Consider the following 23,373-nt stretch of genomic DNA (forward strand, 5'->3'; position numbering starts at 1 on the left):
CGGGTTCATGGCAGTCAAGGTGTTCCTCGTCGACGACCACTCGGTCTTCCGCTCCGGCGTCCGGGCAGAGCTGAGCGCGGCGCCCGGCATTAAGATTGTTGGTGACGCCGGCACGGTCGCCGACGCGGTCACAGGAATCGGGGACACCCAGCCTGACGTCGTGCTTTTGGACGTTCACATGCCCGATGGCGGCGGCCTCGCCGTGATCACCCGAGCACCCGGGCCGCAGTACCTGGCCCTGTCCGTCTCCGACGCCGCCGAGGACGTCATTGCGCTGATCCGCGCCGGTGCCCGCGGGTACGTGACCAAAAATATCGACGGGCCTGAGCTGGCCGAAGCGATCACCCAGGTGCACGGCGGGGACGCGTACTTCTCGCCGCGGCTGGCCGGTTTCGTGCTCGATGCGTTCGCGTCAGGCGGGGTAGTCGAGGATCCTGCGGGGGAGCCAGAGAAGGCGGGGGAGGATGAGGCGGTCGTCGATAAGCTGACGCGGCGCGAGCTCGAGGTGCTGCGGTTGCTCGCGCGCGGGTACACGTATAAGGAAATCGCGTCTGAGCTGTTCATTTCCGTCAAGACGGTGGAGACGCACGCGTCGAATGTGCTGCGCAAGACGCAGACATCGAACCGGCATCAGCTCACGCGGTGGGCGTCGGAACGCGCGCTGGACTAAAGATCAGCTTGGCGCTCGCGAGGTACTCGAAAGCTACTCGAAACGTACTCGAAACACGTTGTATCTAGTCTGACCTGCGCAGATCAATCTACTTGAAACCTACTCGAAACGGTTTCAAGTAGATTGCGTCATGCATGGTCTGAAGTCGCTAGGCCATTCCGCCGCATAGAAAGCATGTTCGACTTTTTCGATTGACCTTGGTTACCCCGGCGAGCATAATCATCTCCGTGAGTGGAACAAGTGTTCGCAAGGTGGATGTGGAGGCGCTGGCCGGGTTGGCTGCCGCCTCCGGCTCCGCTGCGCCTGCTGGTCCCGCCAGTTCCGCTCGCACCGAGCAGATCGCGCAGCTGCGCGCCCGCATGGCGCAGATCGGCGGGGAGGTTCCGGACCAGCTCGGCGGGCCTCATGCTGGCCACATTGCAAGGGCTGATGTCCTGGAACTCGGTACGCAATTCGAGAATATTCTGCCCGGCGGCGGCCTGCCGCGCCACGCGGTGACGCACATGAGTGACACCCCGGCACTGGTGGTGGAGATGCTGCTGCGGATCACCGAAGTGGGCGGGTATGTCGGCGTGGTCGGCTGGCCGGAGCTGTCGTACGCGGCGCTTCCGCCAGAGTGTTTGAATCGTGTCATTGCGGTCCCGGACCCCGGGGTGGACCCGTTGGGGATCACCGGGGTGCTGGTGGAGGGGCTGGATCTGGTGGTCTTCCGCACCCGCGCGCGCGTGGAGCTGACCCCGGTGCGGGCGCGTCCGCTGCTGGGCAAGCTGCGCAAAGGCCGGGCCGCGCTCATGCTCGTCGGCGCGACGGTGCCGTCGCCGGCGCTCACTGTCACTGGTGACGTGCAGGAGTTCCGGGGGATCGGCCGGGGCACAGGGCGCATCACAGGGCTGGATATCCGGGTGCGGGCGCAGCCGAAAAGCGCGCATCCGGCATCGGGCACGGTCACCGTCGGTCAGGCTCGGGAGACGGTGGCAGCCCCGGCAGCTCCGGCGCTCAAGGTGGTGACGTAGATGCGCGTCGCCGCCATATGGTTCCCCGATTGGCCGGTGCAGGCTGCATGCCTCGAAGACGATCTGGCAGAGCCACTGGCCGTCGCGCGCCAGCACCGCATCAAGGTCGTTTCGCACGCCGCCCGCAAGCTGGGCATTCGCCGCGGTATGAAGGTGCGCCACGCGCAGTCGGTGTGCCCGGGACTCACGGTCGTCGACGACAATCCGGACCGTGACGGGCGCATCTTCGCTGCGCTCGCGGCCAGTTTCGATGATGTGGCTTCGTCGGTCGAGGTGTTGCGCCCTGGGCTTGTCGTCGTGGACATTGCGGCTGCAGGCAAGTTCCACGGCGGTGAGGAGCGCGCTGCCGAGATGCTTATCGACGCTGCATCACGCCCCGGCATCAACCCGCTCATCGGGATCGCGGACGAGATCGCCACGGCCGTCGTCGCCGCGCGCACCTGCGCGGTGGTCCCGCCGGGCGGGTCGGTGGACTTCCTGGCCAACCAGCCGTTGCGTGTGCTCACAGCGGAGACGGCGCTCGGTGCAGATGCAGAGACGGTGAAGTCGCTGGGGCAGCTGGGGATTAGCACGCTGGGGGATCTCACTGCCGTACCCGCCACCGCAATCTCGACGCGTTTCGGCCAGACGGGGCTGCACTGCCACCGGATTGCGCGGGGTGCTCCGGACCGCCGCGTCGCCCCGGAGCTGCCCACGTCTGATCTCGCGGTGTCCGTGACACCCGAGGATCCGATCGACCGCGTCGATGCCGCCGCCTTCGCCGCCCGCGCGCTGGCCGCCAGCTTGCACGAGCGGCTTGCTGACGCTGGGCAGAACTGCGTGCGGCTCAAAGTGAAAGCGGAGCTGAGCGACGGTACCTCCCTTGAACGCATCTGGCGCACCCGCGACGCCCTGACCGAGGAGGCCACTGCTGACCGCGTGCGCTGGCAGCTCGACGGGTGGCTCACCGGCGGGGGAGCGGGCGCGATCGCCTCCCTCATCCTGGAGCCGCTGGAGGTCGCGGCACCTGAACCGGCCGGTCAGCTCTGGGGCGGTGCTGCCGCGGGGCCGGAGGAAGCGGCCCGGGAAGCCCGCCGCGTCGCCGAGCGGATCCAGTCCTCGCTGGGCATTGATGCCGTTGTACAGCCCCGCCCCGCCGGGGGCCGTGGCGTTGCCGAGCGCATCGCCCTCGTCCCCTTCGGCGAGCAGGGCAGTGAGGCTGCCAGTGCCGCAGCGGCTGCCTCGTGGCCGGGCGCGATCTTGGCCCCGCTGCCTGCCCGGATCGGCGGCGGTCTGGACCACCCAGCGTCGCGGGTGAAGCTGATCAGCGCGGACGCACGGCAGATCGGTGTGACAGCGGAAGCGCTGCTGACGGGGGAGCCGTACGCGTTGGGATGGGGTGAACACCGCTACGTGGTCACCGGCTGGGCGGGGCCATGGCCTGTGGACGAAGGGTGGTGGGGCGACCACCCCCAAAAGGTCGCTCGCCTGCAGGTGGTAGGGGAGAAACCCACGGGCGGTGAGTGCGCGGCGTGGCTGCTGTTGTGGTCGAAGCAGCAGTGGCGGATCGAGGCTTTATATGCCTGAAAGCGAGATAGGCTACCCTAAGAAGTATGCCCGCTCCCCGCCAGCCAATGTGTTCCGATGTCGAAGTCGAACCGCTGCCCGGCACCGCCAAAACGGCGGGGACCTATGTCCTGTTCGAGCACCCTGGCCCCTGGAGCCACGATGTTCTCGACGGTGGAACCTTAGGTGAGGAGCTCACCGCGAAGCTCAAAGCGCACCTGAAGAAATTCGATGCCTCGCTTCAGCTCATCCGTCACCCCACGCGGGAGGGGCGCGACATTGACAAGCCGCACCTGTACACCGTCTTTTCAGATGTCGGAATCACGGAGGTCCACCACGTCGATGGTGTTGAGGACCTTCTGGAGATGGATTTCTCCGCACCGGGCCTCAACGGCGGGCAAACGCGCATCGCGCCACTGCTGCTGGTGTGCACGCACGCGAAGCGCGACCGTTGCTGTGCCGCGAAGGGGCGCCCGCTGGTGATGGAGCTGGAGCGGCGCTATCCGTTCCGCCGCACCGGTGACATCGTGTGGGAGACCTCGCATGTCAAGGGGCACCGTTTCGCCCCGGCAATGCTGCTCATGCCGTGGGGGTACAGCTTCGGGCGGATGAATCTGGAGGCCACGGAAGCGATGATCGGCGCTGCGATGCGCGCGCAGTACTTCGTCCCCGGCAACCGCGGGCGCGGAACGTTGTCGGCGCCGGCGCAGGCCGCCGAGATCGCCGTGGCCGCCCACCTGCAGAACGAGGGCGAGGATGTCGCCTACGGCCAGTTCACGCTCGTGGACGAAACCGTTGGTGACGGTGCAGCCACAATCGTGTTTGCCGACGATACGCACCGGGGACCGCGCCAGTTCGCAGTCACCCTTACACAAAACGAAGCCGCAGGAGTGATTTCCTCCTGCGGCGACGAACCGAAAACGGGTAAGTACTGGGGTGTCGAAAAGCTCGAACTTATCGGCGCATGACCTTCCGCGACAGCACGTTGCCCAGCAACTGGGCGAGCTGAACGATGACCACAATGGTGATCACTGCCAGCCACGTCACCTGCGGCTCAAACGCGCGGTAACCGTAGACGATAGCGAAGTCACCCAGACCGCCGCCGCCGATGTAGCCGGCCATGGCGGACATGTCGATCACGGCGATGAAGATGAAGGTGAAGCCCAAGATCAGCGGGCCGAGTGCCTCCGGGACGATCACGGTGCGGATGATGCGCCATGGGCCAGCACCCATCGCGCGGGCTGCTTCAATCACGCCGGGATCGATGGCGACGAGGTTCTGCTCCACGATGCGCGCCACGGTGAACGTCGCGGTCACGCACATGACGAATGTGGCCGCCCCGCGTCCGATCGTCGTGCCTACCACCGACAGAGTCACGGAGTAAAGCATGGCGATCATGATGATGAACGGGATGGGGCGGAAGAAGTTCACCAGGATGTTCAGCGTCCAGTAGACAAACCGGTTCTCCAGCACACCGCCAGCGCGGGTGGTGTAGAGGAACATGCCGATGATCAGGCCGAAGAACCCGCCGACGAGCATGGTGATGATCACCATGAACAGCGTGTCCTGGATGGCCTGGAAGTAGGTGGGGCCGAGGCGGTCCCAGTCCATTTGGGCGAGGATCTGCTCAGTCATTTACTTCTCCTCCCCAATCTCAGCAGTGGTATTGCCGGTGATCTCGTGAATGGTGGTGGTCTCCTGCATTCTGCGGTAGAACTCCTCGATGGCGCGGTTGTCGCCGGTCAGGCGCACCGTCATTTTGCCGAAGGACTGTTCCTGCAGGGTGGTCACGCTGCCGTGCACGACATCGAGCCCCACGCCCTGCTCCTGCAGCTTCGCGGCCGCGGAGAAGAACCCGGAGTTCGACGACAAGTCGACGGTGAACAGTCGGCCGTCGCCGCCCAAGAGTTCGCGCTCTTCGCTTTTCGACGGAGTGTTGCGCAACGACGTCGACACAAACCGCTGCGCCACGTGCGTCTTCGGATTGGAAAACACGTCGTAGACAGGGCCGTATTCGACGACCTTGCCGGCCTCCATGACAGCGACCTTGTCCGCGATGGCGCGGATGACGTCCATCTCGTGGGTGATCACGACGATGGTGATCCCGGTGCGCTGGTTGATCACCCGCAACAGTTCCAGGACTTCCTGGGTGGTTTCGGGGTCGAGGGCGGAGGTGGCCTCGTCGGCAAGCAAAAGCGAGGGATCCGTGGCAAGCGCACGGGCGATGCCGACGCGCTGCTTCTGGCCGCCGGACAGCTGCTCCGGGTAGTTCTTGCCGCGCTCACCCAGGCCGACGAACTCGAGTAGTTCCTGCACGCGGGCGGCGCGCTCGGACTTGCTCATGTCCGTCATTTTCAGCGGGTACTCAACATTGCCTGCCGCAGTGAGCGAGGTGAGCAGGTTGAACTGCTGGAAGATCATGCCGATGTTGCGGCGCACGTCGCGCAACTGCTTGCCCGGTATGCCGACAATGTTGGTGCCGTCCAGCAGAATCTCACCGGAAGACGGGGTGTCCAGCCCGTTGATCATGCGCACGAGCGTGGACTTGCCGGCACCCGAATATCCGATGACGCCCAAGATCTCACCGGGTTCAACGGTGAGGTTGACGTTGTCGAGTGCGACGACATCCGCCCCGCCCTTCTTGGAGCGGAACGTCTTGTGGACGTTCCGGAACTCAATCCGGGTGCCGGTGGGTGCCATTACTTGAAGTCCTCTTCCAGGCGCTTGAGGATCTCGTCGAGCTCCTCCTTGGTCTTCTCCACCTGGACAGCGGTGCCGTTGGAGTCCTCGTTCAGAGCCTCGGTGACCTCGTCGGACTGCCAGATCTCCACGAGCTTGTCGTAGGTCGCGTTGTCGACGTCGTCTGCGCGGACAGCGAAGATGTTGATGTACGGCTCCGCCAGCTCAGAGTTCGGGTCGTCTGCGAAGACGGCCGTGGATGCGTCGATGCCGGCGCGGCCCAACCAGGTGTTGTTGATCACGGCCGGGTCGCCCTGGTTGTAGACGGTCGGGGTCTGGGACGCGTCGACCGGGGTGACCTCAACCTTGGAGGCATCCTTGTCGATGTCGGCCGGGGTCGGGTTCAGCGTGTCAGCACCGTCCTTGACCTTGACCAGGTCAGCCTGGACCAGCACGTTGATGGCGCGGCCCTGGTTGGACGGGTCGTTCGGGATGGCGACTTTCTGGCCCTCGATGTCGTCGAGGCTGTCGTGGTCCTTCCAGAACAGACCCAGGGTGTTGATTTCGCCGGAGCCGACGATCTTCAGGTCGTCGCCGGAGGAGGCGTTGTACTCAGCCAGGTACAGGATGTGCTGGAACTTGTTGATGTCGATCTGGTCCTGAGCCAGCGCCGGGTTGACCGGCGGGTACTCGGTGAACGGGGTGAGCTCGAGGGTGATGCCCTCCTTCTCAGCCAGCTCCATGAAGACAGACCAAGCCTTCTGGTCGGAGTCGGTGGTGCCGATCCGGACAACCTGATCGTCGCCGCCGTTGTTCTTGCCGGCTGCGTTGTCAGCCGACTCGTCAGAGCATGCGACCAGGCCGGTTGCCGCCAGAACGGAGGCTGCGGCGGTCGCGATGATGCGGTTGAAGCGCATATCTTTTCCTGCACTTTCTTGCTAGGGGTGGTCAGATGTGACTTCGAAAATCTAACACCTAACGGACCGCTTAGTCTAGTTTGGGTTCACACCAACCATTGCTATGCCGGCACTGGATACGGCCCCGCGCCCGTTGCTGATTGGAACAAAGTTTCGACCGTGATTATTCTGGGGGCGTGCGTTTCCATGGCGGCGAGAGAATGTCCTGGTCGCGGCTGGAGAGGATCCTCTCCGGCCGCCCCGGGCCTACTCCTGTGCCCGTCAACCACACGGGCACGCCCGCCGGGGCGGTCTATGCGCCAGAGGGATCCGAAGCAGAAGGCGGCGCCGCGCCGGGGGATGGGTCGGCAGGCACCGCGCCCCGCCGTGCACCTGCCGTCCCGTTCGCCGAGCTGCACGCCGTGTCCACCTACAGTTTCCTCAGTGACACCGGCGGTGCGAGCGAGCCGGAAGAGATCGTGGCCCGGGCGCAAGAACTGGGCCTATCGGCAGTCGGCCTGCTGGACCGGGACGGTTTTTACGGCGCGGTCAAATTCGCTGAGGCAGCGGCAGAAGTGGGCATGCCCACAGTCTTCGGTGCGGAGCTGTCGCTCCCGCGTGACGATGGCGGCCCAGGCGATGACTCGGTGATTCCGCTGTCCGTCATCGCCCGCGGCCCCGAAGGCTACCGCCGCCTGTCGCACCTCATGGCCGCCGCCCACATGGCAACGGGGGAGAAAGACACAGTCCTCTATCCGCCCCTGCCGGTGATTGCCGATGAGCTTGCCGGGACGTGCACCGTCCTGGCCAGCTGGCAGTGGGCGGACCGTATCGATGATTTGATCGAATACTTCGGCCCCGACCGGGTTGTGCGCGAATTCACTGCCACCATGCTCCCCGAAGACGCCGACCATAACGAGGCGTTGCGTGCATACCCGCACGTCCCCGCGATCATCAGTGCGGCACCCGGGGCGGCTACGCGCCAGGGGGCGCGGTTGGCGGGGGCGAAGAGGTCGCTGGCGCGTCGTCAAGCAATGGGCGTTGCGTACTGCGACCTGCACCCAATGGGCGCGAACTGGCTGCGCAGCGGCGAGCAGCTGCTCGCGATGGCACCGGGGTGCGCGGACATGCTCGCAGCCACCGTCGATCTGGCGGCCGAGTGCGCGTTCACACTCAACCTTGTCGCGCCGCAACTGCCGCTCTTTCCCACGCCCGACGGCCACGACGAAATGAGCTGGCTGCGCCATCTCGTGCGTGTCCGCGGCGAGGAGCGCTACGCCTCGCGTCCCGCTGACGTGCGTGAGCGGGCGTGCACACAGATCGAGCACGAACTGAACGTCATCGAGCAGCTGGGGTTTCCGGGCTACTTTCTCATCGTCAACGACATTGTGGACTTCTGCCGCGAGTCCGACATCCTGTGCCAGGGGCGCGGGTCGGCGGCGAACTCGGCGGTCTGCTTCGCCCTGGGGATCACTAATGTGGAGCCGATTTCGGCGCAGCTGCTGTTCGAGCGGTTCCTCTCGCCGGACCGCGACGGGCCGCCGGACATTGACATTGATATCGAATCCGGCCGCCGCGAGGAAGCAATCCAGTACGTCTACCGCACCTACGGCCGCGACAACGCCGCGCAGGTGGCCAACGTGATCACGTACCGGTCAAAGGGTGCGGTGCGCGACGCCGCCCGCGCGCTCGGATACCCGCAGGGTGCGGCAGATGCCTGGTCAAAGGGGCTCTCAGAACCGCCGAGTCTTGTCTCTTCGCTAGCCGAGCAATTGCGCGGCCAACCCCGCCACCTGGGCATCCACTCCGGCGGCATGGTCATTTGCGACCGCCCGATTGCCGATGTCGTGCCCGTCGAATGGGCCCGCATGGAGGACCGGTCGGTGGTGCAGTGGGACAAGGACGATTGCGCGTCCGCAGGCTTGGTCAAGTTCGACCTGCTCGGCCTGGGCATGCTCGAGGCGCTGCACCACATGATCGACCTCGTGCGCGAGACCACAGGCCGCGAGGTGCGCTTGTGGGAGCTTCCGCTTGACGACGCTTCCGTGTACGACATGCTCGCCCGCGCCGACGCCGTCGGAGTCTTCCAGGTGGAGTCCCGCGCCCAGATGAACACGCTGCCGCGGCTGAAACCGCGCGAGTTCTTCGACCTGGTGGTGGAGGTCGCCCTGATCCGCCCCGGCCCGATTCAGGGCGGATCGGTGCACCCCTACCTACGTCGCCGCGACGGGCGCGAGCCAATCGACTTCGATCACCCGGTGCTGGAGAAATCCCTCGGCCGGACGCTGGGCATTCCGCTGTTCCAAGAGCAGCTCATGCAAATTGCTGTCGACGCCGCAGGCTTCACCGGCGCCGAAGCCGACTCTCTGCGCCGCGCCATGGGGTCGAAGCGGTCACCGGCGAAGATGGAGGCGCTGCGGCAGCGCTTTTTCGACGGCTGCCGTGAGACGAACGGCATCGACAGTGCCGTCGCCGACAGGCTCTGGCAGAAGATCGTCGCGTTTGCCGCCTACGGTTTCCCGGAGTCCCACTCCCAATCGTTCGCGTCGCTGGTGTACTTTTCCGCCTGGTTCAAGCGCTACTACCCGGCGCAGTTCTGCGTGGGCCTGCTGCGCGCGCAGCCGATGGGGTTCTACTCGCCGCAGTCGCTCATCCAGGACGCGCGCCGCCACGGCATTGACGTGCTGCCGGTCAGCGTGAACGACTCTGGGTGCGAAGCGCGCTGCGTTGTGGATGCTGTTTCGGGTGCGGATCCTGCCATCCGGGTAGGCATGAACCTGATCAAGGGGCTAGGTGACAAGGCCGCTGAGCGGATCGAAGCTGCCCAGCCGTTCACCGGCATTCCTGACCTGTCGCGCCGGGCTGACTTGTCGGTCGAGCACGTCGAGGCTTTAGCGCGAGCTAGCGCGCTGGACTGTTTCGGGGTGGACCGCAGGCAAGCACTGTGGCAGGCAGGCGTTGCCGCCACCGAGCGAGACGGGATGCTTCCTGGGCTTTCTGCGATCTCGGCACCGGCACTGCCCGGCATGAACGCCTTCGAGCTCATGGCTGCCGACGTTGCCGCCACCGGTGTCACTCCCGGCTTGATGCCGATGGAGATGCTGCGCGGGGCGCTAGGCGCCAACGGGGTCGTCGCCGCCGCGGACCTCATGAGTGTTGAGGACGGCACCCGCGTGCGCATCGCCGGCGTGATCACCCACAGACAGCGCCCCGTCACCGCCGGTGGGGTGACCTTCATGGGTCTGGAGGACGAAACCGGGCTGATGAACGTGGTCATTCCCGTCGGGCTGTGGAACCGCCAGAAAGTGCTTGCCCGCACCGCCAAAGCACTGATCATTCGCGGCATAGTGGAAAACGCCACCGGCGCGGTGAGCATCATCGCCGACAAATTCGAGCCGCTGGAGATGGGCGACTGGCTCGCCCGTGGGGCGCGTGACTTCCACTAGCGGGGCAGGTGCCAGGTGGGCGCCGGGGGAGGCAGTCAGTCGGGGTAGAGCCAGACCGGAATACTGCTCGATTCTGGGGTGGAATACTGCTCGGCAATATCAACCGAAACGCATGCTTTTGACCTGCACGTTTGCGTGAGCAGTATTCCGGAAAACCGCCAACAGTATTCCAAGGCCGATCCTGCAAGAGGGGAGTGTGAATCTAAAGGCCACCCAGAGCGACTTAAATTCAGAGCACCCCTCGAGGTTGGATAGTCTGATTCTGTAATGACTGGAAACAACATCCCCAAAGCGGGCGACACTCCGAACGCCAACGTTCCTGCAGCGCCCAAACCCCCGGCCGCCCCAAGCGCGCCGGCTGCACCGGCTGCACCGGCTGCACCGGCTGCACCGGCTGCACCGGCTGCTCCCGGAGCGCCGAAACCCCCGGCTGCTGCACCGAAACCGTCCGCTGCGCCTACAACACCTGCAGCTCCGAAACCTCCGGCAGCGGCACCAGCGGCTCCCGCAGCGCCGAAGCCCCCAGCGGTGCCAGCTGCACCAGCGGCACCTGTCGCGCCACAGCCTCCTGCTGCGGCGGTACCACCGGCGGCACCTGCTGCACCGAAACCGCCCGCTGCGCCTACAACACCTGCAGCACCTGCTGCACCGAAACCGCCCGCTGCGGCACCAGCTGCTGCTGCACCGAAACCCCCGGCTGCTGCACCGAAACCGCCGGCAGCCGCACCGGCTGCAGCCAAAACTGCTCCCACCACACCCGCCGGGGAGAAGAGTGGTGGGGGGATGACGGTGGCGCGGGGCGTCGATAAGCGGAGGCGCTGGGTGTGGATCGCTGCGGTGGTCGCACTGGTGTTGCTTGCACTGGGTGTCGGGGGCGCCCGAGCGTTCCTGGATACGGAGACGGGCCAGGAGTTCGTGGAGAAGTACCCCGGTTATGCACCGATGCCGGAGAGCGCGCCGGTGGGCATTCCCGCGTGGCTGAACTGGTCGCACTTTTTCAACATGTTCTTGATGGTGCTGATCATCCGGACGGGCATGCAGATCCGCACCGAGCGCCGCCCTGAAGCGTACTGGCGGCCGAAGAAGGGCGGGCGGAAGATCAGTTTGACGCTGTGGTTCCACCAGGTGCTCGATATCTTGTGGGTGGTCAACGGGCTGGTGTTCGGTGTGCTGCTGTTTGTAACGGGGCAGTGGATGCGGATTGTGCCGACCAGCTGGGGTGTTTTCCCGAATGCGGTCTCGGCCGGGCTGCAGTATCTGTCCTTGAACTGGCCCACGGAAAACGGCTGGGTCCACTACAACGGCCTGCAGCAGCTGGCGTACTTCATCACAGTGTTCGTGGCGGCACCGCTGGCGATCCTGTCGGGTGTGCGCATGAGTAGCTTCTGGCCGGCCAACTCGGCCCGATGGAACAAGGTCTTCCCTGCGCAAGCGGCGCGGGCGATGCACTTCCCGGTGATGATCTACTTCGTGGTGTTCATCGTGATTCACGTCGGGCTGGTCTTGGCTACTGGCGCGCTGCGCAACCTCAACCACATGTACGCGGCGCAAGGCTCGACGGACCCGACGGAGTACGCGGGGAACTGGACGGGCTTGATCATCTTCCTGGTGTCGCTGGCGGTGGTCGCGGCGGCGTGGGTGGCGGCTCGTCCGGCGACGCTCGCACCGCTTGCCCGGCGCTTCGGTGAGGTCACCGCACGCTAGGCTGAACCGCATGCAGGGCGCCCACGAAGCAGAATCGCCGGATCGCCGCCGTTCGCACCTGAACCAGCCAGCACAGATGCCTACTGATGTCAGTGGCATGAATCCGGTGAGCCGAAAGCTCATCACCGCGCGCTATATCTCGCAGACGATCTGGGCTGCGGTCCTAGCTGGCAGCTTCGGCCTCGCCCAGCACCAGCTTGGCGGCGTGTGGTGGTGGGGTGCTGCCGCCATCGGCCTCTGGTATGTCTTTCAGCTGATCATGATTCCGTTGCGGGTGCGCAATACCGGCTGGTTAGAGACAGACAATGAGCTGCTGATCACCAAAGGCAAAATCACCCAGAATTTCACAGTGGTGCCGTACGGCCGGATCCAGTATGTCGATGTCAGCACCGGCCCATTCACGCGTCCGCTGGGGCTTAAAGAGTTAGCGCTGCACACGGCCTCTGCTACAACGGACGCGACCATTCCGGGGCTACCCGCCGAGGAAGCCGATGCGCTGCGTGAGCGTCTCGCGGTCCAAGCTCGTGAACGAATGAGCGGGCTGTGAATACCGCCCCGCAGTACCGCCGCGTCCACCGTCTGACTCCGCTGCTGCGTGTGTGGGCTGGCGTGGCGGCGATTGTCACGCTGATCGTGTTCAATTTCTTCACGTTCGTGGCTGATGCGTTGCGTGAGCGGGACCTGACGTGGGCCACCGTCGGGCAGGTCGCCGGCGGGGCAGGGGTGGCGATGCTTGTGGTCTTTCTCGGTTCACAGGTGTGGTGGTACCGCACGGGTTTCCGTCTCGGCACAGATGAGGTGGAGCTAACACGGGGCGTCATCTCCACCAAGGTGCGCGCGGCGCGGTACGACCGTATCCAAGCTGTCGACGTTGTCGAGCCGCTCGCCCCGCGCCTTATCGGCCTTGCGGCTGTGCGCGTCGAGGCAGCCGGAGGGTCCAACTCTGCCATCGAGATCGGCTACCTGCCCCGCACGGAAGCAGAGAATGTCCGCACGGAACTACTGCGAAAGATCGCGCAGCAGGGCACCGACGAGCAGCTGGACACGCTCACACAGACTGCGGGCGCTTATCTCGTTGAACCGATTCCGGTCGCGCGCTCGCTCGCCGGCGCGGCACTGCGTCTGACCACGGTGTTCACGGTCGCATGGTCGTTCATTCCGATCTTCACGGAGCTCACCCTGGCGGTCATCCTCCCGGTCCTGGCCGGGTTCATCCCGCAGATCTGGCGGCAGATCGACCAGTCATGGCGCTACACCGCGACGCTGGACGGCGACGTTGTGAACTTGAGCTACGGCCTAGCCAACCGCCGCCGCCAAGCAGTGCCGCTGGATCGGATCCACGCGATCGGACTGTCCCAGCCGGTGCTGTGGCGCATCTTCGGGTGGTGGTCGGTCACCGTCAACATCGCCGGTTACGGCCGCGAGTCGAATAAGCAGTCCGGCACGTCGCGGCTGCTTCCCGTCGGTTCGTACGAGCAAGCGGTCGCGCTCATCGAGGCGATCAGCCCGCTCACCCGCACGCACATCACAGAACCCGACTGGGATCTCCGCTCGCCGAAGCGCGCACGGATCCCATCGCCAATTGACGCGTCCCACCAAGCCGTCTCCCTCGACCTCATGGGCGGCATCCCCATGGCGACCACGAGGTACGGCCTGCTGAGCCGCCGCTTCGCATTCATCGAAGTGCCGCACATCCAAGAAATCACGTTCCGCCAGGGCCCGATTCAGCGCCGTCTCAACCTGGCGCACGTGCGCTTCGAGCTTGTCCCCGGCACCGTGAAGATGTGCGCGCGCGACCTCGCTACGTCCGACGCCTGGGCGCTTATCGACGAGCTCCGCACCCGCAAACTTCCCCCTCACACCCCGCCGGGGAACCCCAACTGCCGCCACGCCTCGTAGGAGGCCACGGCAGCCGAGTTGGCCAGGTTCATCGACCGGCGCCCGGGCAGCATCGGGATGCGCAACTGGTCTGTCACGCGCGGGTGGTGGGAGTGCTCCTCGGGCAATCCCGTCGGCTCTGTGCCGAAGAGAAGCGCATCTGTGTCCCGGTACTCCACGTCTGTGTAGTGGCGGGTGGCGTGGGTGGTGAAGGCGAAGATGCGTGCGTCGATAAGCGACGCGAAGCAGGACTCGATGTCCTCATGAATCTGCACGTCGGCGAGGTCATGGTAGTCCAGGCCGGAGCGTTTCAGATGCTTGTCATCCAGCAGGAAGCCCAACGGTTTGACCAGGTGGAGCGTGAACCCGGTGCCCGCGCAGAGGCGGATCGTGTTGCCGGTGTTGCCGGGGATGACGGGGTTGTCGAAGATCACGTGCACGCCGCTTAGTCTAAAGCTCAGTCTAAGATGACGGGTGTGACTGCGATCAAACTGGACGGAAAACTCTACCGCGAAGAAATCTTCGCCGACCTTCAAGCTCGTGTAACTCGCTTGAAGGAGAAGCATGGTGTGACGCCGGGCCTGGCCACGGTGCTTGTCGGTGAGGATCCCGCCAGCCAGAACTACGTGCGCATGAAGCACAAGGACTGCGAGGAGCTGGGCATCGCGTCCATCATGAAGGAGCTGCCGGGGGATTGCACCCAGGATGAGCTCGACGCTGTCATCGAGGAGCTCAACAACGATGACGCAGTGACTGGCTACATCGTGCAACTGCCGTTGCCGAAGCACCTCGACGAGAACCGTGTGCTGGGACTGATCGACCCGGACAAGGATGCTGACGGCCTGCACCCGGTCAACCTTGGCCGCCTCGTGCTCAACGAGCCCGCCCCGCTGCCGTGCACCCCCAACGGGTCGCTGGCTCTTCTGGAGCGTTTCGGCGTTGACCTGAACGGTGCCATCGTGTGCGTTATTGGTCGCGGTGTGACCGTTGGCCGCCCGATCTCGCTCATGCTGACTAAGCGCGACGTCAACGCGACCGCCGTGCTCTGCCACACCGGCACCAAGGATCTCGCCGCGGAGACCCGCCGCGCCGACGTCATCATCGCCGCCGCGGGCAAACCCCACATGATCACCGCGGACATGATTAAAGACGGTGCCGCAGTGCTCGATGTCGGCGTGTCGCGTGTCGACGGCAAAACCACCGGCGACGTCCACCCCGACGTGTGGGACAAAGCCGGCTGGGTGTCGCCCAACCCCGGTGGTGTTGGCCCGATGACGCGGACCTTCCTGGTGCGCAACATTGTGGAGAGGGCAGAGCGGATTGCCCACGCCGAGTAGCTCACGCCCAGCAAGACGCCCCCCAAGGTGCCCTAACGTAGACCCGGCGGGGCGGGCCGCAACCGCGCCAGCGTCAGCGGCCGCTCCAGCGCAGGTGTCTACGGCTCCGCCGCCGAGCTTGGATAATCCGCACGACATTGGCACCCCGCTGTCCCGGCTGCCCGTGCGCGTCCAGCAGATAATGATCGTGCTGTTCGTCCTCGGTTTCGTCGCGGCCTCGCTGTTCTCGGTGACAGAGCACTGGCGCCGGGCGGCATTCACTCTCGGCGTATCTATGCTGTGGCTCACCGTGTGCCGCTTGACGTGCGACTCGCAAGTGATGGGGTTGTTGGCGGTGCGGTCGCGACGTTTCGACGCGCTATTCTCGGCGTCGACAGGCGCACTGCTGCTCTGGTTGGCGCTGTCGGTGGATGCGTTGGGGAGCTAGAGCGCAATGGATATGACGTCTCGCGAAACGCAGGAAGCTTACTCGGACGTGGCGGGCAGGTACATCGATCAATTGGGGAGCATCGATTCTGTCGACGAGGCGGATCGTCTGTTCATCGCGGAAGGTTTCAAAGGCGTCACCAACAGCATTCTCGATGTGGGTTGCGGTCCTGGTCACCTCACGGCGTACCTCAACAGTCTGGGGCATCAAGCTGCTGGAATAGACCTAGTTCCTCAGTTCGTGAATCATGCGCGGAGGGCATATCCAAGCATTGAGTACTCGGTGATCGACATTGAGAGTTTCGAAGGGGACGTCGAGAGCGCGGGTGGGGTGCTGGCGTGGTACTCGCTCATCCACATGACGCCGGAGGACATGCTGACGACCCTCGAAACGCTCTCGAGGATTCTCGTTCCTGAAGGCGTGCTCGTTTATGGCGGGTTCCTTGCCGATTCCCGAAAGCTCTTCGCTCACAAAGTTTTCCCGGCGACGGCGTACTCGGAAGACGACATCACATCCCTTATTGAATACGCAGGCTTTCGGGTTAGCAGAGTGGAAACTCGTCCTGCCACCGCACAGAAGCGTGCACATATTGCTGTGACTGCAGTGCGAGCCTAGCAGTGGGTTCTAGTCATCAACAGGCGTTGGCTGGGGCTGTTGGCGGACGCACTGAGGTCTAACTGGAGGGTTTCAGATATTTCATAATCTGTTCACTGCGAATCCATAGTTTATTTCATTGGCCACCCCTAGTGTAGGACCGTTAGTTCTTAACGCTGGAGCAGGTATGGATAGTTCGCACGTCTCATTGCGCGGAGTGCGCCGCGAGTTCGCTGACGGAACGGGGTTGCACAAAACCTCGCTGGACATCGCGAAAGGTGAATTTGTCTCAATACTCGGCCCGTCTGGATGTGGAAAGTCGACGCTATTGAGGTGCATCGGTGGACTTGAGACACCGGACGACGGAGTTATTGAGTTTGCAGGCAACGAAGTGTTCGGTCCCAACACCAATGTCCCAGTAAACAAACGCAACCTGTCGATGGTGTTCCAAGATCTCGCGCTATGGCCGCATATGACGGTGGCCAAGAACGTTGAATTTCCGCTGACGACTGGTAACCAGAAGGTTTCGAAAGCCGAGCGCGAGGAACGCGTCACTCGTGCAATGGACATGGTGGGCATCGGTGCTAAAGCCGAGCAACGTCCGAACGAATTATCCGGTGGCCAACAGCAGCGTGTCGCTATTGCGCGCGCACTTGTTTCAGATCCGCAGCTGTTGCTCATGGATGAGCCGCTGTCCGCCTTAGACGCCGCTCTTCGCACACAGATTCGTTCGGAGCTGACCCGCTTGGCGTACGAGCTGAACCTGACCGTCATTTACGTCACGCACGACCAGTCCGAGGCGTTGGCCATGTCGGACCGTGTCGCCGTGATGAATGCTGGCAACGTCCGCCAATTCGCCGACCCGGTCGAGCTGTACGACCACCCGGCAGATGACTTTGTCGCCGGTTTCGTCGGTGTGACCAACACCCACGAAACGCTTCCGGCGAACCGCCCCGAGGACCTCGAGGTCACTCCCCTCGATGGAAAGCGACCGGACACGCAACCGGCGAACTCCATCATCGGCGAGGTGGTGGAGAGCCAATACACCGGTGGACGCTACGAGGTCCGCTGTGTGGTGCCCGGTGCCGCCGATCCCTGGCTGGCTTACTCGCGGCACCGCCTCGGCCGAGGTGACCAGGTCCTGCTGACGGTCACCTCGCATTCCTAAATTTTCCCGTTTTTCAACAAGGAGTTTGCTTTCATGAAGAAGTTTGCTGCTGCACTCGTCGGCATTGGTACCGCTTTCGGCTTGGTCGCCTGCGGATCTGTTGAATCGAGCGATGATGCTGGATCCACCGGCAACGATGACACCGCCTCCACTGCTGAACAGTGGCAGGCGCCGGACGGGCTGTCTGGTTCCATCGACTACTACTCGGCAAACCCGCAGGGTCTTACCGATGCTCTGGTGGAAGCGTTCCAGGAGCGCACTGACGTGACCGTCAACGTCTTCGCTGGTACGACCGGTGAAGTCACTGCGAAGATCAAGGCAGAAGAGGCTAACCCTCAGGCCGATGTCGTTTACCTCGCTTCCTGGAGCGCAGCGGACAAGCAGTCTGAAGGCGGCGCACTAGAGGAGTACAAGCCGGAGAATATCGACTCCGCGAACGCTGATTGGAACGCATCCGACGACACGTTCCATGGTCGTGACGGCTCTGCTTTGGCTCTGGTTGCCAACACCGGTGTAGTCACTGACATGCCCAAGGACTGGGAGGATCTCGCTGACGAGAAGTACAAGGACCAGGTGATCATGCCGGATCCTCGCGAGTCTGGCACCGCGGCTGACCTGATTGCCGCCATGGTGTCCCAGTGGGGCGAAGACAAAACCTGGGAACTCTTTGACAATCTCTTTGACAACGGCATGATCGTTCAAGGCGCCAACGGCCCGGCTCTTGACCAGGTCACCTCTGGTTCCAAGGGCATTGTCCTCGGCGGCGTGGACTACTCGGCTTACTCCGCTAAGGACAAGGGTGAGCCGATTGAGGTCATCATCCCGTCCTCCGGTACCACGGTGACCCCTCGCCCGGTCATGATCATGAAGTCTTCCGACAACATGGACGCAGCAAAGGCGTTTGTCGACTTCATGTTCTCCGAGGAAGCGCAGCAAATTTCTGCTTCCAAGAACATGATTCCGGCTAACAAGAACGTGGATCCGAAGAACGGCCCGAAGCTCGACGAGATTGATCAAATCTCCGACGATTGGTCTGCAATTTCCTCTGAATCGAAGGATCTCCGTGACAAATTCGCTGAGCGCTACCTCTCCTAGGTCGCCAGAGAGTAAGGACAAGTTCTAAGGCGATGAGAACGAGAGCTAAAACTAACGCCGGTGTGTACCCGGTGCTGCTGATCTTGCTAGTGCTGGTTGCGGCGCCGCTCGTGTCCGTCTTGGTCACCGCAGTGACGGGCTACCGGGACGAGGATTCTGCACTGCATACCCTCTTCCGTCCCGAAATGCTTCGGGTCATCTGGAACACAGTTTGGCTTTCGTTCCTCGTCGTCATGTTCTCCACCCTCTTCGCTGCTCCGCTAGCCTTCCTTCGCGCTTGGACACCCATGCGGAAGGCAGAATGGGTAGAGGTCATGATCATGATCCCGTTCATGACGCCGCCTTTTGCCGCAGCTCTGGCGTGGATGGACTTCACACGCCTGCGCGGCGTTGCGGACATGCTCCTCGGCCCCGCGCTCGGTGACGCGGTCCGTTCCGCGATCAACTCGGTGTGGGGTATGGGCTTCATCATGGCGGCGGAACTCTTCCCGTTCCTGTATCTCATCCTCAGAAATGCCTTCGCCTCTATTCCGGCTTCGCAGCTGGAAATGGCGCAAGTGGCAGGGGCGAGTCGCTGGCAGCAATTCAGCCGTGTGGTCGCTCCCATTGTGCTCGGGCCGTACTCGCTAGGAGCACTCATTGTCTTCATTAAGGCCGCGGGTGAGTTCGGTACTCCGGTCACGCTCGGTAACGCGATCGGGTACCCGGTTCTCGTTTCCTCTATCTACCAAGATGTGACCATCGATCCGCTGAACTTCTCAAAGGCTGCTGCATCCTCGAGTGTTCTGTTCACACTGGGCGTGCTCGCTTGGGGTACTCAGCAGTGGGTTGCACGTACTGACTTGGTGAGCGGTGGCCGGGTCTCCCGGGCTGTGCACCTGAACCCCTCGCGCCCCGCGATGGTTGTGGCTTGGATCTACGCTGCGGTGGTGTTCATCCTGCGTGTGGTGATTCCCTACATCTCTATCATCCTCGCGTCGATGACGATCCTGCGTTCAAAGCCGCCGACACTCAACAACCTGACTTTCGATTACTTCAAGATTGTCCTCCAGATGCCGTCCGGGCAGGAGGCGCTAACGCGTTCCATTGCGCTTGGTGCAATTGGTGCAACGACAGCGGTTGTGCTTGCTCTTGCAGTAACGATCTTCACATTGCGTAACCGCACGCTGTCTTCCCGCTTGAGCGACTTCCTTGCAGTGGCTCCCGATACTGTTCCGGGAATCGTGCTCGCGATCGGTTTCATCTTGCTGTGGAACTCTCCGCGTTTGCCGTTCACGCCTTACGGTTCACAAATCATCCTTGTGATGGCATTCACCGTGCTGTTTGTCCCCATGGCGGTGCAGAACATCAAGACGTCTGCAGTGTCCATGTCGCCGACACTCAGCGAGGCATCCGCCGTTTCGGGTGCTACGCGATGGCAAACGTTCACGCGCATCACACTCCCCATGCTTGCCCCAGGAATTTTCGCAGGCTGGCTGCTGGCGTTCTTCGTGGGCATCCGCGAGCTGGTCATGTCGTCTCTGATTAGGCCGTCGAACATCAACCTGCTCGCACCCTGGATCATGAACCAGTTCGAGCAGGGACACAGAGCCGAAGCAATGGCGATGACCCTGATCGGAGTGGGTACATCGACTGCGGTCCTGGTGCTCATCCGATGGTGGCAGGGGCGTGCAAGCCACCAAGCCCGCTAGAGGAACCCTACAGTTTTCGGTTACGGTTCATCTTGTGAGTTCTGTAGCAGTCCTTGCTGACGTACACCTTGGCCGCAAACAGACCGGAGACAAGAAAACCGGGCCCGGAATTGAATGGGCCCTAGAGACCCTTGATCATGCGACCGCTGCCGGGGCGAGCCACCTTGTCGTGGTCGGTGACATCATCGACCGCAAGCGCTACACCGAGGCCACGTACTCTGAGGTGGCTGCATTCTTCAGCCGTGGGCTCGAACTGTTCGAAACGGTGGTTTTCACCGCGGGCAACCATGACGTCTACCACGATCTCGGCGCCGTCATTCCGCGGGGAGTCATTGTCTCCGGCACACAGCCACACACCATCGAGGTGGGTGAGTGGGCATTGCATTCCGCTGCTGTTGAGGTAGATAGGGACCCGCGCTCACTCGTGAGCGACTTTCCGCACCCTTTACCTCATGCCGTGAACCTTGGGTTGCTTCACACTTCGGTTACCGGCGAGTACTCCAAACACGATTGCCTTCCATGCACGACAGAGGAACTCCTCGCATGCGGGTATGATGCGTGGATCTTGGGTCATGTCCACTCGCAAATCACACTGAACCCTGAGCCTTTTATCGGCTGGGTAGGTATGGGGCGGGCGTATCTCATTGACGTGAACGACGGAGACGTCCGTGTGCAGAACCTGGTGGTGTAAACACAGGCTGGCACCGCGTTACCTTTTCCGGAGGCTTTTGGTGCGTTCGAACGCATGCAGGGCTAAGCCCCTAGATGTCGTAGTTGCCCTGCTCCTTCGCTAAGTCGCTCGCGGACGGGGTCTGGTCCGCCATGGCAATGAAGTTGCGCAGGATGTGGCCCATTTGGCGGGTTTCCACTAGGAAGGCGTCGTGGCCGACGGGGGAGACGATCTTGTTCATGGCCAGCAGGTTGCCGATGTTGCGCGAGATGTGCTCTTGCTGGTGGAACGGGTAGAGGATGTCGGTGTCCACGCCGACGACCATCGTGGGCACGGTGATTTGTGCGAGTGCCCGGTTCAGTCCGCCGCGTCCGCGGCCGATGTCGTGGCGGGAGAGGGACTCGGTGATGGCGACGTAGGAGCCGGCGTCGAAACGCTCCACGAGCCGCTGGCCCTGGTAGTCGAGGTAGCTCTGCACGGCGAAGCGCTGCTGCCTGTCGCGGAAGGCGCCGAGGGGGTTCTCGCCTGGCTGGGCCATGGTGCCAAAACGCTCGTCAATCTCCAGCTCACCGCGGTAGGTCAGGTGCGCCAGCCTGCGTGCGGCGGATAGACCTGCATCGGGGGAGCGGCCGGTGCCGTAGTAGTCGCCGCCCTGCCAGTCCGGGTCGCGTTCGATGGCGGAGATTTGCGCGGACTGGATGCCGATCTGCCAGGCGCTCGCGCGCGCAGACATGGCGATGACGCAGGCGTAGTTCGCCCAGTCCGGGTACATCAGCGTCCACTCGAGGGTGCGTGCGCCGCCCATGGAGCCGCCGATCACGGCGTGCATCGAGGTGATGCCGAGCGCCTCTAAGAAGTGGGCTTCGGTGCGCACATGATCGCGTATCGACGTCGCCGGGAACCGCGAGCCCCACTTACCGCCGTCCGGGTGGTCGCTCGACGGGCCGGTCGTGCCAGAGCAGCCGCCGAGGACGTTCGTGCAGATGACGCAGAAGCGGTCCGTGTCGATCGGCGCGCCGGGGCCGATCAGCCCGTCCCACCACACGACGGCGTTGGAATCGCCGGTCAGGGCATGTTCCACAAGGATGAGGTTGTTGCGGCCATGGGGATCCCCGTGGAACTCACCCCACCGCTGGTAGGCGACAGTCACGTCGCGGATGACGGCACCAGCCTCCGTCTGGAAGTCACCGATCGGTTGGTGGGTGAGTTCGCCTTCGGGCGGAAGCGGGATCATGCGATGGCCGCGAATCCGTGCTCGAGATCGGCGATGATGTCGCGGACATCTTCAATACCGACGGACAGGCGGATCGTCGCCTGCGTGATGCCCGCGCGCGCCAGGCCCGCTTCGTTGGACTGCGAGTGCGTCGTCGACGCCGGGTGCACGACCAGCGAGCGCACATCGCCGACGTTGGCCAGGTTGGAGTGGAGCTTTAGTGCATCGATGAACGCCCAGGCAGACTCGCGGGACGCGTCCGCGATATCAAAGGACAGCACGGACCCGGTGTACTTCAGCCCGAGCTTCTCCTTCGTGGTGTAGTGCGGGGAGCTAGGCAGGCCAGCGAAGTTCACGGTGGCAACTTGCGGATTCGCATCCAGGAATTGTGCGACTTCCAGAGCGTTCGCGTTGTGCTTTTCGACGCGGAGGCCCAACGTATCCATCCCCTGCAGCGCCAACCACGCGTTGAAGGGGGAGATCGCCGCACCTGTGTCACGCAGGATGCCTGCGCGCGCCTTCACGGCATAGGCCGGCGCACCCAGATCCGCGTAGACGAGACCGTGGTACGCCGGGTCGGGGTTGGTGAAATAAGGGAAAACGTCTGCTCCGTCGCGTTGGACGGTCCAGTCGAAAGATCCGCCGTCGATAATCGCTCCGCCGAGCGCCGAGCCGTTGCCGGTGTAGAACTTCGTCGTGGAGACGACAACGATGTCCGCGCCGAGCTCAAGCGGCTTGACCAGCGCGGCTGTGGCCATCGTGTTATCCACGATGAGCGGGACACGGTTAGCGTGGGCGACGTCCGCGATGGCAGGAATGTCCAAGATGTCCGCGATCGGGTTGCCGAAGGTCTCGCCGTAGAAGGCCTTCGTGTTGGGCTTGACCGCAGCCTCCCAAGAGGCCGGGTCATCCGGATTATCCACGAACGTGAACTCGATGCCGAGGCGGGGGAGGGTGACCTCAAACAGCGTCTCGGTGCCGCCGTAAAGGCGCGGGGAGGTGACAATGTGGTCCCCGGCGCTGGCCAGGTTCGTGATCGCCGCAGTCTCCGCCGCCATGCCGGAGGCGAACGCCACTGCCGCGACACCGCCCTCCAGGGAGGCCAGACGGTTCTCGAACGCGTCCTGCGTCGGGTTGGTGATGCGGGTGTAGATCGGCCCCGGGTCAGCCAGCGCGAACCTCGCCTGCGCGTGCTCCGTATCGTTGAAGACGTAGGAGGTGGTCATGTAGATCGGCTGGTTGCGTGCACCGAAGTCAGAGTCGACATTCTGGCCGGCGTGGACAGCGCGGGTATCAAAACCCCACTCGCCTGCAGCGCTGTTGTCGTATTGAGGCATATTTCCAACC

At 63.5% G+C, this 23,373-nt stretch carries 21 protein-coding genes; 15 read left to right on the forward strand and 6 right to left on the reverse strand.

What is annotated here, in order from left to right; genetic code table 11:
- Positions 1-7 precede the first annotated feature (7 nt).
- The 4 genes from KBX18_RS00940 to KBX18_RS00955 all read left to right on the forward strand — a co-directional run bounded on the left by KBX18_RS00940 (position 8) and on the right by KBX18_RS00955 (position 4,196).
- Complete coding sequence (locus KBX18_RS00940; RefSeq protein WP_005286508.1) at positions 8-670, forward strand: response regulator transcription factor; 663 nt, start codon at positions 8-10, stop codon at positions 668-670.
- Between the two features lie 227 nt (positions 671-897).
- On the forward strand, positions 898-1,683 hold the full coding sequence (locus KBX18_RS00945; RefSeq protein WP_255994455.1) for a hypothetical protein: 786 nt from the start codon (positions 898-900) through the stop codon (positions 1,681-1,683).
- Positions 1,684-3,249, forward strand: a complete 1,566-nt coding sequence (locus tag KBX18_RS00950; protein ID WP_255994456.1) for a DNA polymerase Y family protein — start codon at positions 1,684-1,686, stop codon at positions 3,247-3,249.
- A gap of 26 nt (positions 3,250-3,275) precedes the next feature.
- Positions 3,276-4,196 carry a sucrase ferredoxin gene (locus KBX18_RS00955; protein WP_255994457.1) on the forward strand — a complete coding sequence of 307 codons (921 nt, stop codon included), beginning with the start codon at positions 3,276-3,278 and terminating at the stop codon, positions 4,194-4,196.
- On the opposite strand, the gene KBX18_RS00960 is transcribed toward KBX18_RS00955, so the two are convergent.
- The 3 genes from KBX18_RS00960 to KBX18_RS00970 are packed head-to-tail and all read right to left on the reverse strand — an operon-like array spanning position 4,183 to position 6,824.
- On the reverse strand, positions 4,183-4,863 hold the full coding sequence (locus KBX18_RS00960; protein WP_255994458.1) for a methionine ABC transporter permease: 681 nt from the start codon (positions 4,861-4,863) through the stop codon (positions 4,183-4,185). The genes KBX18_RS00955 and KBX18_RS00960 overlap by 14 nt on opposite strands.
- The gene (locus tag KBX18_RS00965) at positions 4,864-5,928 is read right to left on the reverse strand and encodes a methionine ABC transporter ATP-binding protein (protein WP_255994459.1); all 1,065 of its coding nucleotides are present in this window, start codon (positions 5,926-5,928) and stop codon (positions 4,864-4,866) included.
- On the reverse strand, positions 5,928-6,824 hold the full coding sequence (locus KBX18_RS00970) for a MetQ/NlpA family ABC transporter substrate-binding protein (protein WP_255994460.1): 897 nt from the start codon (positions 6,822-6,824) through the stop codon (positions 5,928-5,930). The genes KBX18_RS00965 and KBX18_RS00970 overlap by 1 nt, the downstream gene beginning before the upstream one ends.
- A gap of 200 nt (positions 6,825-7,024) precedes the next feature.
- Here KBX18_RS00970 and KBX18_RS00975 point away from each other — a divergent pair, with 200 nt between their 5' ends.
- The 4 genes from KBX18_RS00975 (at position 7,025) to KBX18_RS00990 (ending at position 13,852) form a co-directional block, all read left to right on the forward strand.
- Entirely contained in the window at positions 7,025-10,249 is a 3,225-nt protein-coding gene (locus KBX18_RS00975) for an error-prone DNA polymerase (protein WP_255994573.1), read from the forward strand.
- Positions 10,250-10,516: 267 nt separating this feature from the next.
- Positions 10,517-11,953: a cytochrome b/b6 domain-containing protein gene (locus KBX18_RS00980; protein WP_255994461.1), complete on the forward strand. Its 1,437-nt coding sequence runs from the start codon at positions 10,517-10,519 to the stop codon at positions 11,951-11,953.
- Positions 11,954-12,050: 97 nt separating this feature from the next.
- Positions 12,051-12,500 carry a PH domain-containing protein gene (locus KBX18_RS00985; RefSeq protein ID WP_255994574.1) on the forward strand — a complete coding sequence of 150 codons (450 nt, stop codon included), beginning with the start codon at positions 12,051-12,053 and terminating at the stop codon, positions 12,498-12,500.
- Complete coding sequence (locus KBX18_RS00990; protein ID WP_255994462.1) at positions 12,497-13,852, forward strand: PH domain-containing protein; 1,356 nt, start codon at positions 12,497-12,499, stop codon at positions 13,850-13,852. The genes KBX18_RS00985 and KBX18_RS00990 overlap by 4 nt, the downstream gene beginning before the upstream one ends.
- On the opposite strand, the gene KBX18_RS00995 is transcribed toward KBX18_RS00990, so the two are convergent.
- Positions 13,810-14,271 (reverse strand): tRNA (cytidine(34)-2'-O)-methyltransferase, encoded by a 462-nt coding sequence (locus KBX18_RS00995; protein ID WP_255994463.1) that lies wholly within the window; start codon positions 14,269-14,271, stop codon positions 13,810-13,812. The genes KBX18_RS00990 and KBX18_RS00995 overlap by 43 nt on opposite strands.
- Positions 14,272-14,298: 27 nt before the next feature.
- On the opposite strand from KBX18_RS00995, the gene KBX18_RS01000 reads away from it, so the two are divergent.
- From KBX18_RS01000 to KBX18_RS01030, 7 genes are all read left to right on the forward strand, one after another.
- The gene (locus KBX18_RS01000) at positions 14,299-15,168 is read left to right on the forward strand and encodes a bifunctional methylenetetrahydrofolate dehydrogenase/methenyltetrahydrofolate cyclohydrolase (protein ID WP_305082851.1); all 870 of its coding nucleotides are present in this window, start codon (positions 14,299-14,301) and stop codon (positions 15,166-15,168) included.
- 94 nt (positions 15,169-15,262) lie between these two features.
- Positions 15,263-15,595, forward strand: coding sequence for a DUF3017 domain-containing protein (locus KBX18_RS01005; protein WP_255994465.1), 333 nt, complete (start codon positions 15,263-15,265; stop codon positions 15,593-15,595).
- 6 nt (positions 15,596-15,601) lie between these two features.
- Positions 15,602-16,210 (forward strand): trans-aconitate 2-methyltransferase, encoded by a 609-nt coding sequence (locus KBX18_RS01010; protein WP_255994466.1) that lies wholly within the window; start codon positions 15,602-15,604, stop codon positions 16,208-16,210.
- A 166-nt stretch (positions 16,211-16,376) separates the two neighbouring features.
- On the forward strand, positions 16,377-17,357 hold the full coding sequence (locus KBX18_RS01015; protein ID WP_255994467.1) for an ABC transporter ATP-binding protein: 981 nt from the start codon (positions 16,377-16,379) through the stop codon (positions 17,355-17,357).
- A gap of 33 nt (positions 17,358-17,390) precedes the next feature.
- Complete coding sequence (locus KBX18_RS01020; protein ID WP_255994468.1) at positions 17,391-18,452, forward strand: ABC transporter substrate-binding protein; 1,062 nt, start codon at positions 17,391-17,393, stop codon at positions 18,450-18,452.
- A gap of 32 nt (positions 18,453-18,484) precedes the next feature.
- Positions 18,485-20,143, forward strand: a complete 1,659-nt coding sequence (locus tag KBX18_RS01025; RefSeq protein ID WP_255994469.1) for an iron ABC transporter permease — start codon at positions 18,485-18,487, stop codon at positions 20,141-20,143.
- A 34-nt stretch (positions 20,144-20,177) separates the two neighbouring features.
- On the forward strand, positions 20,178-20,834 hold the full coding sequence (locus KBX18_RS01030; protein ID WP_255994470.1) for a metallophosphoesterase: 657 nt from the start codon (positions 20,178-20,180) through the stop codon (positions 20,832-20,834).
- 70 nt (positions 20,835-20,904) lie between these two features.
- On the opposite strand, the gene KBX18_RS01035 is transcribed toward KBX18_RS01030, so the two are convergent.
- On the reverse strand, positions 20,905-22,047 hold the full coding sequence (locus KBX18_RS01035; protein WP_255994471.1) for a homoserine O-acetyltransferase: 1,143 nt from the start codon (positions 22,045-22,047) through the stop codon (positions 20,905-20,907).
- The gene (locus KBX18_RS01040; RefSeq protein WP_005286436.1) at positions 22,044-23,363 is read right to left on the reverse strand and encodes an O-acetylhomoserine/O-acetylserine sulfhydrylase; all 1,320 of its coding nucleotides are present in this window, start codon (positions 23,361-23,363) and stop codon (positions 22,044-22,046) included. The genes KBX18_RS01035 and KBX18_RS01040 overlap by 4 nt, the downstream gene beginning before the upstream one ends.
- Positions 23,364-23,373 lie beyond the last annotated feature (10 nt).

Origin of the sequence: Corynebacterium sp. CCUG 69979 (assembly GCF_024454095.1) — a bacterium.
GTDB classification, from domain to species: Bacteria; Actinomycetota; Actinomycetes; order Mycobacteriales; family Mycobacteriaceae; genus Corynebacterium; species Corynebacterium genitalium.

Bases quoted from the DNA above. Each gene is read 5' to 3' on its own strand.
- KBX18_RS00940 (WP_005286508.1), top strand. From the start codon at position 8: ATGGCAGTCAAGGTGTTCCTCGTCGACGACCACTCGGTCTTCCGCTCC.
- KBX18_RS00950 (WP_255994456.1), top strand. From the start codon at position 1,684: ATGCGCGTCGCCGCCATATGGTTCCCCGATTGGCCGGTGCAGGCTGCA.
- KBX18_RS00955 (WP_255994457.1), top strand. From the start codon at position 3,276: ATGCCCGCTCCCCGCCAGCCAATGTGTTCCGATGTCGAAGTCGAACCG.
- KBX18_RS00960 (WP_255994458.1), bottom strand. From the start codon at position 4,863: ATGACTGAGCAGATCCTCGCCCAAATGGACTGGGACCGCCTCGGCCCC.
- KBX18_RS00965 (WP_255994459.1), bottom strand. From the start codon at position 5,928: ATGGCACCCACCGGCACCCGGATTGAGTTCCGGAACGTCCACAAGACG.
- KBX18_RS00970 (WP_255994460.1), bottom strand. From the start codon at position 6,824: ATGCGCTTCAACCGCATCATCGCGACCGCCGCAGCCTCCGTTCTGGCG.
- KBX18_RS00975 (WP_255994573.1), top strand. From the start codon at position 7,025: ATGTCCTGGTCGCGGCTGGAGAGGATCCTCTCCGGCCGCCCCGGGCCT.
- KBX18_RS00980 (WP_255994461.1), top strand. From the start codon at position 10,517: ATGACTGGAAACAACATCCCCAAAGCGGGCGACACTCCGAACGCCAAC.
- KBX18_RS00985 (WP_255994574.1), top strand. From the start codon at position 12,051: ATGAATCCGGTGAGCCGAAAGCTCATCACCGCGCGCTATATCTCGCAG.
- KBX18_RS01000 (WP_305082851.1), top strand. From the start codon at position 14,299: ATGACGGGTGTGACTGCGATCAAACTGGACGGAAAACTCTACCGCGAA.
- KBX18_RS01010 (WP_255994466.1), top strand. From the start codon at position 15,602: ATGGATATGACGTCTCGCGAAACGCAGGAAGCTTACTCGGACGTGGCG.
- KBX18_RS01015 (WP_255994467.1), top strand. From the start codon at position 16,377: ATGGATAGTTCGCACGTCTCATTGCGCGGAGTGCGCCGCGAGTTCGCT.
- KBX18_RS01020 (WP_255994468.1), top strand. From the start codon at position 17,391: ATGAAGAAGTTTGCTGCTGCACTCGTCGGCATTGGTACCGCTTTCGGC.
- KBX18_RS01025 (WP_255994469.1), top strand. From the start codon at position 18,485: ATGAGAACGAGAGCTAAAACTAACGCCGGTGTGTACCCGGTGCTGCTG.
- KBX18_RS01035 (WP_255994471.1), bottom strand. From the start codon at position 22,047: ATGATCCCGCTTCCGCCCGAAGGCGAACTCACCCACCAACCGATCGGT.
- KBX18_RS01040 (WP_005286436.1), bottom strand. From the start codon at position 23,363: ATGCCTCAATACGACAACAGCGCTGCAGGCGAGTGGGGTTTTGATACC.